At 66.7% G+C, this 12732-nt stretch carries 13 protein-coding genes; 8 read left to right on the forward strand and 5 right to left on the reverse strand.

The features are described from left to right. The first annotated feature begins 44 nt into the window (after positions 1 to 44). Positions 45 to 671: a hypothetical protein gene (locus tag ACPXCG_RS17495; protein ID WP_425793276.1), complete on the forward strand. Its 627-nt coding sequence runs from the start codon at positions 45 to 47 to the stop codon at positions 669 to 671. On the opposite strand, the gene ACPXCG_RS17500 is transcribed toward ACPXCG_RS17495, so the two are convergent. Continuing rightward, on the reverse strand, positions 606 to 1415 hold the full coding sequence (locus ACPXCG_RS17500) for a DUF1266 domain-containing protein (protein ID WP_425793278.1): 810 nt from the start codon (positions 1413 to 1415) through the stop codon (positions 606 to 608). The two genes, ACPXCG_RS17495 and ACPXCG_RS17500, sit on opposite strands and share 66 nt — an antisense overlap. 297 nt (positions 1416 to 1712) lie before the next feature. On the opposite strand from ACPXCG_RS17500, the gene ACPXCG_RS17505 reads away from it, so the two are divergent. Both ACPXCG_RS17505 and ACPXCG_RS17510 read left to right on the forward strand, forming a co-directional pair. Then, the gene (locus tag ACPXCG_RS17505) at positions 1713 to 3134 is read left to right on the forward strand and encodes a phytoene desaturase family protein (protein ID WP_425793279.1); all 1422 of its coding nucleotides are present in this window, start codon (positions 1713 to 1715) and stop codon (positions 3132 to 3134) included. 161 nt (positions 3135 to 3295) lie between these two features. Further along, a complete protein-coding gene (locus tag ACPXCG_RS17510; RefSeq protein ID WP_425793280.1) occupies positions 3296 to 3925 on the forward strand; it encodes a histidine phosphatase family protein in 630 nt (209 codons plus the stop codon). Here the strand turns inward: ACPXCG_RS17510 and ACPXCG_RS17515 are convergent. Next, entirely contained in the window at positions 3906 to 4055 is a 150-nt protein-coding gene (locus ACPXCG_RS17515; RefSeq protein ID WP_425793281.1) for a hypothetical protein, read from the reverse strand. The two genes, ACPXCG_RS17510 and ACPXCG_RS17515, sit on opposite strands and share 20 nt — an antisense overlap. Positions 4056 to 4203: 148 nt before the next feature. Between ACPXCG_RS17515 and ACPXCG_RS17520 the strand changes: the two genes are divergently transcribed. After that, a complete protein-coding gene (locus ACPXCG_RS17520; RefSeq protein ID WP_425793282.1) occupies positions 4204 to 4326 on the forward strand; it encodes a hypothetical protein in 123 nt (40 codons plus the stop codon). 209 nt (positions 4327 to 4535) lie between these two features. On the opposite strand, the gene ACPXCG_RS17525 is transcribed toward ACPXCG_RS17520, so the two are convergent. Then, positions 4536 to 4970 carry a MarR family winged helix-turn-helix transcriptional regulator gene (locus ACPXCG_RS17525; protein WP_425793283.1) on the reverse strand — a complete coding sequence of 145 codons (435 nt, stop codon included), beginning with the start codon at positions 4968 to 4970 and terminating at the stop codon, positions 4536 to 4538. Positions 4971 to 5051: 81 nt separating this feature from the next. Here ACPXCG_RS17525 and ACPXCG_RS17530 point away from each other — a divergent pair, with 81 nt between their 5' ends. Together ACPXCG_RS17530 and ACPXCG_RS17535 are read left to right on the forward strand one after the other, a co-directional pair. Next, a complete protein-coding gene (locus tag ACPXCG_RS17530; RefSeq protein ID WP_425793284.1) occupies positions 5052 to 5363 on the forward strand; it encodes a DUF2316 family protein in 312 nt (103 codons plus the stop codon). A 44-nt stretch (positions 5364 to 5407) separates the two neighbouring features. Next, positions 5408 to 6328 carry an aldo/keto reductase gene (locus ACPXCG_RS17535; RefSeq protein ID WP_425793285.1) on the forward strand — a complete coding sequence of 307 codons (921 nt, stop codon included), beginning with the start codon at positions 5408 to 5410 and terminating at the stop codon, positions 6326 to 6328. Positions 6329 to 6352: 24 nt separating this feature from the next. Here ACPXCG_RS17535 and ACPXCG_RS17540 read toward each other — a convergent pair whose 3' ends face one another. After that, positions 6353 to 7543 carry an alkaline phosphatase family protein gene (locus tag ACPXCG_RS17540; RefSeq protein WP_425793286.1) on the reverse strand — a complete coding sequence of 397 codons (1191 nt, stop codon included), beginning with the start codon at positions 7541 to 7543 and terminating at the stop codon, positions 6353 to 6355. 81 nt (positions 7544 to 7624) lie between these two features. Between ACPXCG_RS17540 and ACPXCG_RS17545 the strand changes: the two genes are divergently transcribed. Then, the gene (locus ACPXCG_RS17545; protein ID WP_425793287.1) at positions 7625 to 11008 is read left to right on the forward strand and encodes an SNF2-related protein; all 3384 of its coding nucleotides are present in this window, start codon (positions 7625 to 7627) and stop codon (positions 11006 to 11008) included. On the opposite strand, the gene ACPXCG_RS17550 is transcribed toward ACPXCG_RS17545, so the two are convergent. After that, the gene (locus ACPXCG_RS17550; protein ID WP_425793288.1) at positions 10968 to 11954 is read right to left on the reverse strand and encodes a hypothetical protein; all 987 of its coding nucleotides are present in this window, start codon (positions 11952 to 11954) and stop codon (positions 10968 to 10970) included. The genes ACPXCG_RS17545 and ACPXCG_RS17550 overlap by 41 nt on opposite strands. Before the next feature lie 219 nt (positions 11955 to 12173). On the opposite strand from ACPXCG_RS17550, the gene ACPXCG_RS17555 reads away from it, so the two are divergent. Next, positions 12174 to 12560 (forward strand): VOC family protein, encoded by a 387-nt coding sequence (locus ACPXCG_RS17555; RefSeq protein ID WP_425793289.1) that lies wholly within the window; start codon positions 12174 to 12176, stop codon positions 12558 to 12560. Positions 12561 to 12732: the final 172 nt, after the last annotated feature.

The following is a 12732-nucleotide window of genomic DNA, read 5'->3' on the forward strand; positions in this document are numbered from 1 at the left end:
GTACCCGTCGCGCATCGCCCGAACGAGCAACTAGATTGCTTGCTGTGAGTGATGCCGACACACCGTTCGCACATCTCACCGGACTGGCCACCGCGCACGGTCCGGTGTCGCCGCACCGTCCCGACATCGCCGCTGCGCTCTGGTGGGAGTCCGAGCCGAACGGCAAGCTCGACCGGCTCATCGCCTACCTGCGCGACGACGAGCTCCTCCTCGCGGCGCGCAACGCCTGGCTCCGCGGTGTCTGGGGGATCATGGCCGTCACCACGCGACGCGTGATCATGGTGAGTGTGCCGACGGAGAGCCGGGAGGGCTACGCGTACGAGCTCCCCGTGGAGGCGGCCCTGGAGATGACCGACGGCGGCACCGACGACGGGTATCGCATCTTCTATCTGCACGACTACGAGGCGACGACCAAGCTGTTCTTCACCAATGCGCTGGTCGGCGAGTCCTTGTACGACCGGCTCTACTGGTGCGTCTCGCGCACCATGCTCGACGACCGCGGCGGCCGGCTCGAGCGCGCCGACGATCGCGGGGTGACCGACGATTTCGCCCGCTTCCGCAAACTCAAGGACGCATTCGACACCGGGGCCCTCGATGACGATGCGCTACGGAACGCGACGTTGCGGCTCTTCCTCGGGCCAGAGGGGCATCCGCCGCCACGGACTGTCTGACCGGACCAGCAGGGCATTGACCCAGTTGCCGGCAACCTGTGCCGCGTCGCCTGCTTTGCCGATGTCGGTGAGTGCACTCCAGTAGGCGCGCCCGATCACCACGCCGTGCGCGAACTGCCGCCAATTGGCGTAGTAACTCCGGGCCGAGTCCAGCGCGGCGAACAGCATCGGCCAGCACTCGTCGACCTCGAGGTAACCCGAGCTCAGGCAGGTCCGCACCACAAAAGGCAGTCGACCGAGGTCCCAGGCGCGGATGTGGGTGGGAAAGTGTCTGTCGGAGACCGTGTTCCGGAGCAGCCTCGCGGTGCGCAGGTTGTAGAGGGCGTTGTAGTGGCCGATCCAGTGGCCGGGTGACTCGCCGCGGGCGGCCGCCCGCGCTGCGAGGAACTCTCGGTGGACCTCCGGGTCGTGACCTGGCGTCCTGTTCGTCGCCTCTGCCACCAGCGGTGCGATCACCTCGAACGTCGAACTGTGCATGCCGTCGAGCAGCAGGCCGACGGTCTTCCTGGCCGAGACGTCGTCGGTGATACCCCACCAGTCGCGCATGCGGGTGCGCAGTAACTCCGGGTCGTCGTCGAGAGCGATGGTGTCGCATGCGTACTGATTGGAGATCCACATGTGGGCGCCGACATTCAGCGCGGCCTGTGGTCGTTCGGGGAGTGGTGCGTCGCCGTGCCAGATGAACGGCCTCCCCAACGACGACCTCTCCCCGGAGGGGAACGGTGTTATCGGCGAGATGGACACATCGATGAGGGTAGCGGCAGCGCCGTCCGGCAGACCCGCCCGGACGTCCCGTCTCGCCAGCCGTGGGCACCATCTCCGCCGATCGTGCCCAGTTTCTCGTCGATCGTGCCCAGTTTCTCGTCGATCGTGCCCAGTTTCTCGTCGATCGTGCCCAGTAACCGTCGTGGTGAGAGCGAGCGCCGGCGTTGACGCGTGCTCTGACCTGACAGATGCTGGGTCTATGGCCGACATGACGACGAGATCCGACGCTCACGCCGACCAGGACAAGGCTTCCGACTCTCGGAATCGGGCGCGGCGATGACCACTGCAGTCGTTGTCGGGGCCGGGCCCAACGGGCTCGCCGCAGGCTTGCATCTCGCGCGGAACGGCGTCGACGTGCAGGTTCTGGAAGCATCGGACACGGTGGGCGGGGGAGCGCGGTCGGGCGAGCTCACCATCCCCGGCGTCATCCACGACTATTGCTCGGCGTTTCACCCGCTCGGGGTCGGGTCGCCGTTCTGGGCGGAAGTGGGTCTCGAGAAGTACGGGCTGACCTGGAAGTGGCCCGAGATCGACTGCGCGCACCCGCTCGATTCGGGAGATGCAGGCCTGCTGTATCAGTCGATCGAAGCCACCGCGGCCGGACTCGGTGAGGACGGACGGCGGTGGCAGCTGGCGTTCGGAGATCTCGCCCGGAACTTCGACGACCTCGGGCACGATCTCCTCCGGCCCATCGTCAACGTTCCCGCGCACCCGCTCAGGCTCGCCGCCTTCGGTCCGCGCGCGCTCTTGCCGGCCACGGTGTTGGCCCGCTGGTTTCGTACCGAACGTGGACGTGCCCTCTACGGGGGCATCTCCGCCCATCTGTTCTCGCGCCTCGACCGCCCGCTGACCGCCGCCCTCGGCCTGATGATCGCCGCGAGTGGTCATCGCTACGGGTGGCCGGTCGCCGAAGGTGGCTCGGGAGCGATCACCGCCGCCGCGGCCGCGGCGCTGACCGATGCCGGCGGCAAGATCGAGACCGGGGTGCGGGTGAGCTCTCGCGCCGACATTCCCGATGCGGACCTCGTCCTGTTGGATCTCTCCCCGGCCCAGGCGCTCGCGATCTACGGCGACGAGATGCCCGCCCGGATCACGCGGGCCTATCAGCGGTATCGCGTGGGTGCCTCGGCATTCAAGGTCGACTTCGCGATCGAGGGCGACATCCCATGGAGCAACCCTGACTGTGTCCGCGCCGGAACCGTCCACCTGGGTGGGGACTTCGACGAGGTCCGCGACACCGAACGCCGTCGGGCAGACGGTGTGATGGTCGACCGCCCCTTCGTGCTGCTCGGTCAGCAGTACGTCGCGGACCCCAGTCGGAGCAACGGAACCGTCAATCCGATCTACGCCTACGCTCACGTGCCCCGCGGTTACGACGGTGATGCCACCGAGGCGGTGACCGCGCAGATCGAGCGATTCGCCCCCGGCTTCCGGGAGCGAATCATCGCCACCGCAAGCGCCGGCACCGAGCAATTACATTCGTACAACCCCAATTTCGCGGCCGGCGACATCATCGGTGGTGCCAATGACGGACTGCAGATGGTGGTGCGCCCGAGGCTCGCTGTCGATCCATATGCCGTCGGGGTCGACGGGGTGTTCCTGTGCTCGCAGTCGACGCCGCCGGGAGCGGGCATCCACGGATTGTGCGGATACCACGCGGCTTCGTCGGCGCTGAGGTCGCTACCGCGGCGATCCTGACGACCCGAACCCCGCCGACGGCAACCCGAATCCCGCCGACAGCAACCCGAATCGCGCCGACAGCAACCCGCATCCCGCCGACAGCAACCATGTCCTCCGAGCAGGCCGGCCTTCCCAGCCCCGCCGGCCTGCCGCGATGGCCCATACGGTGAACTGAACAGATGGAACTCCTGCTCATCCGCCACGCCCAGCCGTTCCGGCTGAACGATCCGATCGGTGCTGACCCGGACCTGACCCCCGAGGGCGAGGAGCAGGCCAAGCGGCTCGCCGCGGCGCTGGCCGACGACCGGTATGGCAAGGTCGACCGGCTGGTCAGCAGCCCCATGCGTCGCGCTGCGCAGACCGCGGGTTTTGCGCGCGAAGCGCTGTCCCTGGACGTGGCCACCGATCAGCGGCTCGTCGAACTCGACCACGGTTGGACCACCTACGGCGCCGTGGATGCCTACACCGACCGCAGTCTGCTGCTGAAGGACATGAACGGTGGACGACTCGGGGAGAACACCTTCGATCCCGAGGTGTTCCGCGAGCGCGTGGTCGCCGGGATCGAGGAGGTGGCCGCACCCGCCGACGTCGGGGTGGTCGCGATCGTCTGTCACGGTGGGGTCATCAACGCGTACCTGTCGCACGTGATCGGCACTGCGAGCATGTTCTTCGTCGAGCCGTACTACACGTCGGTGACCCGAGTGCTCGCTCTCGAAGGCGGCCATCGACAGGTGTTGTCGGTCAACGAGATCGACCACCTACGAGTGAGACTCGACGGCTGGCCGCCGGTCATTGCGCCCCGGCCGTGATCGTCAACCAGATGGTGCGCGACAACGCCGCCACCAACCGGTCATCCGACGACTCCCGCGGATGCAGGATGTGCTGGGTGACGGTCCGCTCGACCATCCAGGTCACAGCCGCCACGGCCTCCGACGTCATGGAGAAGCGCAGATTCCTCCGATCAGCGGTCGGTGACACCCACCCAGGAACCTCCCAGCCGGCGTCGAGGATCCCACAAGTCGCGTAGCGCAATCTCAATGGTGTCAACGAGATCCGCACCGGATCTCACCATCGAGAAAGGCCGACGATGCCCACTCCGAAGCAGAACAACAACAACACCCGCCGCGCCCCGCAGGCCCCCGCGCGGCGTCGCCGGCGGGTCCGCCACTTCGACCAGCGCTCGCGTCGCTGGCTCTGGGTCTGGCAGTGAGCTGACCGGCCTTCGCCGTTCTACCACAACCCCGCCGTGGCAGATGCCGCGGCGGGGTTGCTGTGTGTTGGTCGCCGAGCGGGCACAGATCCCCGCCGAGCGGGCGCACGATCTCTTCATCAGAACGCGATTGCCCCACCCCTGACATGAGCATCACCCCTCAGCTCCGTCGGCCGCACTATGCGGTCAACAGACCTGTGGGGTGATGCTCATGTCACGTCACCGTCGAGCGTGGTGAGGATGTCGCGCAGGGCCCGCTGCTGCTCGACGTCGAGTCTGCCGATGAGGTGCCGTTCGACGGCGTCGTGAAGTGCACGTTGTTTGTCGACCATGAGGTCCTCGCCCGCCGGCGCGAGCGACACCTCGACGCCGTTGCGTAGCCGCTCACGGGTGAGAAAACCACGCTTCTCCATACGCGTGAGGAGATGCGAGAGTCGGCTGCGGTCCCACCCGGTCGACGTGACGAGCGCATTCTGCCTCGCCGTCCCGCCTGCCTTGTTGAGGTGCACGAGCACCGTCAGTTCGGGTTCGGAGACCGAGTTCGCGGCCGTGACATCGTCGATCACGGCTGTGCGGATCACCTCGCTGGTCCGCTTCCAGAGGAGCCACAGCGCGACACCGGACTCGTCCCCATCTGTTGACATTTCTACACCTCGCTTCTACTGTTGACATTACAACACCCGCAATCGCCGCGCCAGATCAAGGCGCGCGGGAAGAAGGAACACATGTCACTCAACGAGGCAGAACGGCGACGCACCAGCGAGGAACTGCGGCGCAACGCCGAACTCACCGGTCTGACCCACGCCGCGATGGCAGCCGACCTCGGGTTCACGTCGGATCACCTGCACGGACTACTGGAGCTGTCCGGATCTCAGAATCCGGTCGACGTCTGGATGGTCCGGGACTACCTCGAGCAGGCCGTCCGCGACGCCGGGCGGGAGCCCGAGTCGTTCACCGTGCTCACGCCCCAGAGTCGGCGCATGGCGCGAATGTGGTTCCGGCTCCGACCGGCTCCGCGGCATGTCTTCGCCGCCTGATCCACCGAACTCCCATCCATCCAGCAACCGAATCGAGGACTCTGATGTCTGACACCAACTCCGCCTCAACCGCGTCCCACCCGGGCGGTACCGGGACCATCGGCGACCGATCGGTCGCCCGCGTCGGCTACGGCGCAATGCAATTGGAGCGACGACGCGACGACCGCGCAGCTGCCGTCGCGGTGATCCGGCGGGCGATCGAACTCGGTGTGAACCACATCGACACCGCGCAATTCTACGGAAACGGTTTCTCGAATGAGCTGATCCGCGAGGCCGTACGCCCAGACGACGGTGTCACCGTGGTCACCAAGGTGGGTGCCGACCCGAACCCGGACGGCCCGATGCCGATGCGAGCCGCGCAGCGTCCCGAAGAGCTCCGGGCGAGTGTCGAACACAACCTGCGCAGTCTCGGGCTCGATCAGATCCCGGTGGTGAATCTGCGACGCGTCGACGCCAGCGCTCCGATCCCCGTCTCGGCGGACCAGGTCGTCGACTTCGACGATCAGCTCGCCGCGATGGTCGCCATGCGCGACGAGGGTCTGATCGGCGGCATCGGACTGAGTACCGTCTCGATCGAGATGCTGCGCCAGGCGCTGCCTGCCGGCATCGCGTGCGTGCAGAACGCCTACAGTCTCGTGTCCCGCACCGACGACGACATGCTCGATCTGTGCACCGCCGAGGGCATCGCGTGGGTGCCGTACTTTCCGCTCGGCAGTGCGTTTCCCGGGATGCCGAAGGTGACCGACGAGGCCATCGTGGTGCAGGTCGCTCAGACCCTCGACGTCACGCCGTCGCAGGTCGGGCTCGCGTGGCTGCTGCACCGGGCTCCGAACATGTTGCTGATCCCGGGCACCTCATCGGTGGGCCATCTCGAAGAGAACGTCGTCGCCGGCTCGGTCGTGCTCGATGCGGACACGGTGGCCGCCCTCGACGACGTGCCCCATCGTGAAGGTCAAATCGGCTGACACCGAGCGGTTCTCGGAACGCAGTCAGTTCCCACCCGCGTGCACCAGCACCGGCACCAACTGCTCGGCCGCCGTCCAGGCACCGTGATGGCCGGGCATGTTCACCTCCGGCGCCGGGTCGGCCAGGGTCCGGGTGATGATCGTTCTTCCCCGTGCCACGGCCACCAGGTCGCCGATCCGCTCGGCGACCACGTCGGTCACCTCAGCACCGAACCACTGTTCGTCCAGCACCTGTTCACGCGGCACCACGAACGCGTCGTCACCCAGGACGTCGGTCCAGAACGTGTGCACGTCGTCGCGAGCGCCGGGTCGTGTGTAGACGTGACGGACGCGCATCTCACCCGCCACCGCCTCGACACCCTTGAGCATCTCGTCTGTGGTGTCGATGTCGATTCGATTGTCCGCCTGGATCATCCCGTGATCTCCGGTCACCACCAAGGTGGCATCGCGGGGGAGATCCGACGCGATGTCGGCGACCAGGCGGTCCACCACACCCAACGTCTTCACCCACTGCGGCGAGCCGGGCCCGAAGAGGTGTCCGGCCGCATCGAGATCGGGCCAGTAGGCATAGATGAGACGATGATCCGGCGTGGACGGCGCCAGTGCGTCACCGATGCCGGCGAGGATGTCGGCAGGTATCTGCGCCCCGATGTACGTGCCCTCCACGCGGAAGGCGGCCCGGCTGAATCCCGACCCGCGGTATGCCGCAGGCATCACGTACGTCACGTCGACGCCGCGGTCGGCCATCTCGGCGAGGAGGCCTGGCTCCGGCTGAATCAGTTCCGGCACATACAGTCCCAGAGCCGAGCGTCCGTCGGATCGGTTGAAGGTCCAGCGTAACGCGTTGAGGGTCCGGCGTTTTGGTCCACGGGTTTCGTCCCGATCCGTGCGGAACGAGTAGCCGATGATGCCGTGGCTCCCGCAGGGTGCGCCGGCCATCAGGCTGGTGATGCTGGTCGCCGTCGTCGCGGGGAAGCCCGCGCGGATGGTGGCCGTCCGCATCGCCGTCAGCGTCGGCGCGACCTCGGCGTGGTCGTCGAGCAGGGTGGCGCCGAGACCGTCGATCAGGAGCAGCACGACGTCTTTGCTCGAGGGGATCGGAACGGTCGACGTCGGGCTCTGCTCGAAGGCGTCATCGATCGCCGGTAGTACGTCGGCGAGCGTCGCAAAGCTGCTCCATTGCAGAGGATGGAGCTCGTCCGACGATTCACTCACAACGACACGGTATCCGCATTTCTTGTGGACAACCCGGGCGCATCGGCTTGCCGCGTCGGCTACTCGCCCTAGCCTGGGTGCATGCCCGATTTCGATCCCCTGCACGAGGCGGCGAGCGACCTGCTCGTCGATTTCGACATGGCAACCGTGGACCGGGGCTCCAACTACGCCGACGACGGCCGGATCATCGGGATGAGCTGGTCACCGGACGAGCTGGCGCTGACCGGCCGATGCCGAGGATCCGGCGGTCAGGTGTACGAGACCACAGCCGTCTTCAACGCACTGGAGACCTCACGCTCCCTCGACTTCACCGAGTGTTCGTGTCCGGTCGGATTCATGTGCAAGCACGGCGTGGCGCTGGTGCTGACCGCGCTGCAGGTCGAGAGCACGACCGAACCACAGACCGACGTCGGCGAGCTCGCGCCCATCAGCAGGCTCCCCGCCCAGTGGCGCACCACCTTGGGTGCGTTTGTCCACGAGGAACCGAAGACGGCGCCCGTCGACATCGGTATCCTCGTCGAACTGCCGCCGAGGAAACGGTGGGCGCCCAATCCCGCGCCAACGTTACGGCTGGTCAAACAGGGTAAGCGCGGCAGATGGGTGAGGAAGGGCATCAGCTGGCGAACGGTGGCCCGACGAGCCGGCGGCCTGCCGCTCGCCCCGGAGCACCCGGAGTTCGAATCGGGGCAGCTGCGCGCAGTGGTCGCAATGGCGCGCGCCTACGTCAACACCGGCGTCCACGATGACCAGATGGCGCTCGGCTGGGCGCCGAACGACATCTGGGAACTGGTGGCGGCAGCCCGCGACGCCGGGGTGGCCTTGCTCGCCGACCCGTCGACCGGTGCCACCTACGTTGACCTCTTCGCCGGCGCACGGATCGCGTTCCGCATCACCCGCACCGACGACGGCGCCCTCGTCTCCCCGTATCTCCAGGTCGATCACGACAACTGGCACGATTCACCCGTGGGCTTGATCGGTACGCCTGTCCCACATGGTGCATTCACCGTCGACGAGGACGTCTTGCTGATGGGTCCGTTCGAGGCGCCGTCCGACCGCCGGGCACTCGAGGAGCTCGTGTCCACCGGTGGCGTGGTGATCCCCGACGCCGATCTCGACGAGTTCGTCGCGGACCTGCTGCCGTCACTCGCCGCGACGGTCCCGGTCGACATCGAAGACGGTGCCATCACCCCGCCGACCATCGTCGGGCCGACGCCATTGCTCACCATCCGAGTCGGTGAACAGGCATCGCAGGTGGACTGGCGGATCAGCTATCGCATCAACGAGCGGCGACGCGTCTTCGACACCGCCGACCCGGTGGCAGCGAGCAGCATCCGCAACGCCGAAGACGAAGCGCAGGCGTGGAAGGACGCACGAGTCGCGATGGAACTCGTCGCCTGTCGATGCACGCGGTGGCAGACGCAGGCGGCACGTCTGGTCAACCAGTCGCTACGGTCCGGAGCGCGAACCGACGACGGCGACCTCGACGCCGTCGTTGCCGACGACGTTGTCTCCGCGGTCCGGCAGGCCGGCACCGATCTCCTGCGCCGTACCTTCACCTACTCGCTCATCGACACCGCCGTCCTGGTCGGCGAGCTGGTGCCCGAACTCGGCGACGGCATCGAGGTCGAGGTGATCGGTGACCTCGTCGATTTCCGCCCGGCGCAAGAGGAGCCGGAGATCGTCATCAGCGAGGACACCAGCCCGGTCGGCAACGATTGGCTGAACCTCCGGATCACCATCGAGGTCGACGGCCGTGAGGTCCCGCTCGGCGACGTCATCCGGGCACTCGCCGCCAACGCGACCCACCTGCTCCTGCCCGACGGCACCTACTTTCCGCTCGACAGCGCCGAGCTACGGCGACTCACCGAGCTCATCCGCGAGGCGCAGGACCTCGGCGAGATCGAGAACGGCCTCGTCAAGCGCAACACCTACAACGCGACCCTCTGGGAGGAACTGCTCGGCCTCGGTGTCGTCGACGACCAACTGGCCGAATGGCATTCGCGGGTAAGACGCCTCGCCGAGGCCACTCTGCCCGCGCGCATGGGTCCGCCTGCGGGGCTGCGCGCCGACCTACGTGACTATCAGCATGACGGACTCGACTGGCTGAGGTTCTTGTGGCAGAACAGGATCGGTGGCATCCTCGCCGACGACATGGGGCTCGGCAAGACTGTGCAGGCCCTCGCCCTGATCGCCGAGGCGACGGCCGAGCAGCCGTCCGGGTGCTTCCTGGTCGTCGCGCCGACCAGTGTCGTCGGTAACTGGGTCAGCGAGGCGCACAAATTCGTACCCGCCCTGGAGGCGGTCGCGGTGACCGCCACCGAGGCCAAGAGCGGTATCGACTTCGCCGAACAGGTCGGTGGCGCGCACATCGTGGTGACCTCGTACACGTTGCTCCGCCTGCAATTCGACAAGATCAACCAATTCCGTTGGACTGGAGTGATCTTCGACGAGGCTCAGTTCGTGAAGAATCACAAGAGCAAGACCCACCAGTGTGCGCGTCGCCTCGGCGCCGAGATGAAACTTGCCATCACCGGCACGCCGATGGAGAACAACCTGATGGAGCTGTGGTCGCTGCTCTCCCTGACCGCGCCCGGCCTGTTCCCGTCGCCCAACACCTTCGGGGAGTACTACCGCAAACCGATCGAATCCGGCGAGCATCCCGAGCGGCTCGACGGCCTGCGCCGACGCATCCGTCCGGTGATGTTGCGCCGCACCAAGGACCAGGTCGTCGCCGACCTGCCGGCCAAACAGGAGCAGGTGCTGGCCGTCGACCTGACCGCCAAACACGAGCACATCTACCAGGCCAGGCTGAACCGGGAGCGCCAGCGGGTCCTCGGTCTGCTGGGGGACTGGGAGGAGAACCGCTTCGCCATCTTCCGATCGCTGACGATGATGCGGCAGCTGAGTCTGCACGCGGGACTGGTCGACGAGAAGGACCTCGGTGTGGCGTCCGCCAAGATCGACTACCTCGCCGAACAGCTGCCCGCACTGATCGCCGAAGGCCATGCCGCCCTGGTCTTCAGCCAGTTCACCGGGTTCCTCGGGCTCATCCGCGAACGCCTCGACGGTCTCGGCATCGCCTACAGCTACCTCGACGGGTCGATGAGCGCGAAGCAACGCACCACCGCGATCGACCAGTTCAGCAGTGGCCACACCAAGGTATTCCTGATCAGCCTCAAGGCCGGTGGCTTCGGTCTGAACCTCACCGAGGCCGATTACTGCTTCGTCTGCGACCCGTGGTGGAACCCCGCCGCCGAGGCTCAGGCCGTCGATCGGACCCATCGCATCGGCCAGACCCGGCCGGTCACCGTGTACCGGCTGGTGTCCAAGGGGACCATCGAGGAGAAGGTCGTCGAGTTGCAGGACAAGAAGCGTGCGCTGTTCGACGCCGTCGTCGACGACGGCGATCTGTTCGGTACGGTGATCAGCCCCGACGACGTGCGGGCGATGCTGGGGGACACGTGACCGTTCCGGCCGCACCTTCAGTATCCGGCCGCACTTTCGGCTCGAAGCCGGAATCCGAAGGTGCGGCCAGAACCACGCCATCGGACAGCGCCCGCGCGCTGCGCCGCGCGTGACTGTCATCGTCGTACCACTCGAACCAGGGAAAGCGGTGTCGCCGGTACTCGTTGATCGTCAGTGGTGGGTGATGGGGTTCCCCGCCCGTGAGTTCTTTCCACGCAACCGAATTGACGATGCGCAGGACGGCGCCGGATCGGGCGGTCGGATGCCAGTTCGCGCGTGGTTCGACGGGTGTCGCGATGGACCGGGTGAGCGACCCGGCCGCGCTCAGACCCATGCTGCCGGTCAGGGACGCGCCGCACGCATCCACCTCGGGAACCATTTCGGCGCTGCATCGATTCGGGTCGATTCGCCGCGCCTCCCAGAGCTCCCCGCGCAACGGGATGACCTCGATGCGGACGGTGCCGTCGTCGGCGTCGGCGACGTGCTCTGTGGTCGACTGTCCATCCGCGGCGGGGACGGCGACGAACTGACGGACCGTCGAAGCGTCGGTCCGGAATCCATCGAGCCTCGGCTGATTCGGGACCTCGAAATAGTCTTCCGCGTCAAAATCGGGATCATCGGAGAACGCCTGACCGGTCACGGCGTTCACTCCACCCACTCCGATCCGCACGAGGAAGGGGTACACGGACGCGAAGTTGATCCATGCCGCCTCCGATTGCCACATCGGGAGCAGCACGTCTGCGCTGTGCCATCCGGTCGAGCGGATGCGGGGCCCGAGGTGGCCTCCGGAGAGCAGGTCGAAGGAGCCGAGTCCGGGCGGCAGCGGATGAGTGATGTCGTCGTCGGGCACTCGCAGTGTGCGTACGAACTCGATGTACAACTCGGCGTCGGCGTGAACCTCGGGGAAGGAGAACGCGAGGGTGTCATGGGAGACGGTGACTGCCATGGGTCTCCAGTCGTCGGCAATGACAGCACGATATGGAGCGGGTCCGACAAGTTCGGGGCCGGCTCCACAGTGCTCGGGCGGGGCGCATCGTCACGGACGAGCATTCGCGTCACGCCTTGGCCAGAAGATCGGGGCAATCGCACGATGCGTTACACCGGCGCGATCTTCTGCTCATTTGTTCACCACCAGTCGCCCGTCGTGGACGGTAGATTCCTTGCCATGCTCGATCACGTCGCCCTGCAGTGTGCCGACCCGGCTCGCGCCGCGGTCTTCTACACCACGGTGTTCGCCGCCGTCGGCGTGCGCGAGGCCATGCGGTATCAGCGCGACGGCGGCCCGGTGATCGGACTCTCCGGCGCCGACGGCTTCCCGCGCCTCTGGGTAGGTCCGCTCGACGACACCGGACACCGCCCCATCCATCTGGCCCTCACGGCCCAGAGCCGTGAGGCCGTCGACGATGTGTTCGCCGCGGCCAAGGCCGCGAACGCGACGATTCTGCACGAGCCCCACGTCTGGCCCGAATATCACCCGAACTACTACGGGGTGTTCCTACGCGACCTCGACGGCAACAATGTCGAAGCAGTGCATCACGGGTTCGACGACTGACGACGGATTCGTCTCAAGCAAACTGCCAGGAAGAGTCGATGGCGCCGCAAGGTTGCCACCGCATTGTTGTGGGTGTCAGAGGGAGAGCCGGCACCGGCCGGGTCAGAGAGAAAGGGCACAACGATGCCGACCCCCACGAACAACCGCAAGAACACACCCGCCGCCCCGCAGC

It is taken from the genome of Gordonia sp. DT218, assembly GCF_049847105.1.
GTDB lineage: Bacteria > Actinomycetota > Actinomycetes > Mycobacteriales > Mycobacteriaceae > Gordonia.

Excerpts from the sequence above, each read along its gene's own strand:
- ACPXCG_RS17505 (WP_425793279.1), top strand. The coding sequence starts at position 1,713 with ATGACCACTGCAGTCGTTGTCGGGGCCGGGCCCAACGGGCTCGCCGCA.
- ACPXCG_RS17510 (WP_425793280.1), top strand. The coding sequence starts at position 3,296 with ATGGAACTCCTGCTCATCCGCCACGCCCAGCCGTTCCGGCTGAACGAT.
- ACPXCG_RS17515 (WP_425793281.1), bottom strand. The coding sequence starts at position 4,055 with ATGACGTCGGAGGCCGTGGCGGCTGTGACCTGGATGGTCGAGCGGACC.
- ACPXCG_RS17520 (WP_425793282.1), top strand. The coding sequence starts at position 4,204 with ATGCCCACTCCGAAGCAGAACAACAACAACACCCGCCGCGCCCCGCAG.
- ACPXCG_RS17525 (WP_425793283.1), bottom strand. The coding sequence starts at position 4,970 with ATGTCAACAGATGGGGACGAGTCCGGTGTCGCGCTGTGGCTCCTCTGG.
- ACPXCG_RS17530 (WP_425793284.1), top strand. The coding sequence starts at position 5,052 with ATGTCACTCAACGAGGCAGAACGGCGACGCACCAGCGAGGAACTGCGG.
- ACPXCG_RS17535 (WP_425793285.1), top strand. The coding sequence starts at position 5,408 with ATGTCTGACACCAACTCCGCCTCAACCGCGTCCCACCCGGGCGGTACC.
- ACPXCG_RS17545 (WP_425793287.1), top strand. The coding sequence starts at position 7,625 with ATGCCCGATTTCGATCCCCTGCACGAGGCGGCGAGCGACCTGCTCGTC.
- ACPXCG_RS17550 (WP_425793288.1), bottom strand. The coding sequence starts at position 11,954 with ATGGCAGTCACCGTCTCCCATGACACCCTCGCGTTCTCCTTCCCCGAG.
- ACPXCG_RS17555 (WP_425793289.1), top strand. The coding sequence starts at position 12,174 with ATGCTCGATCACGTCGCCCTGCAGTGTGCCGACCCGGCTCGCGCCGCG.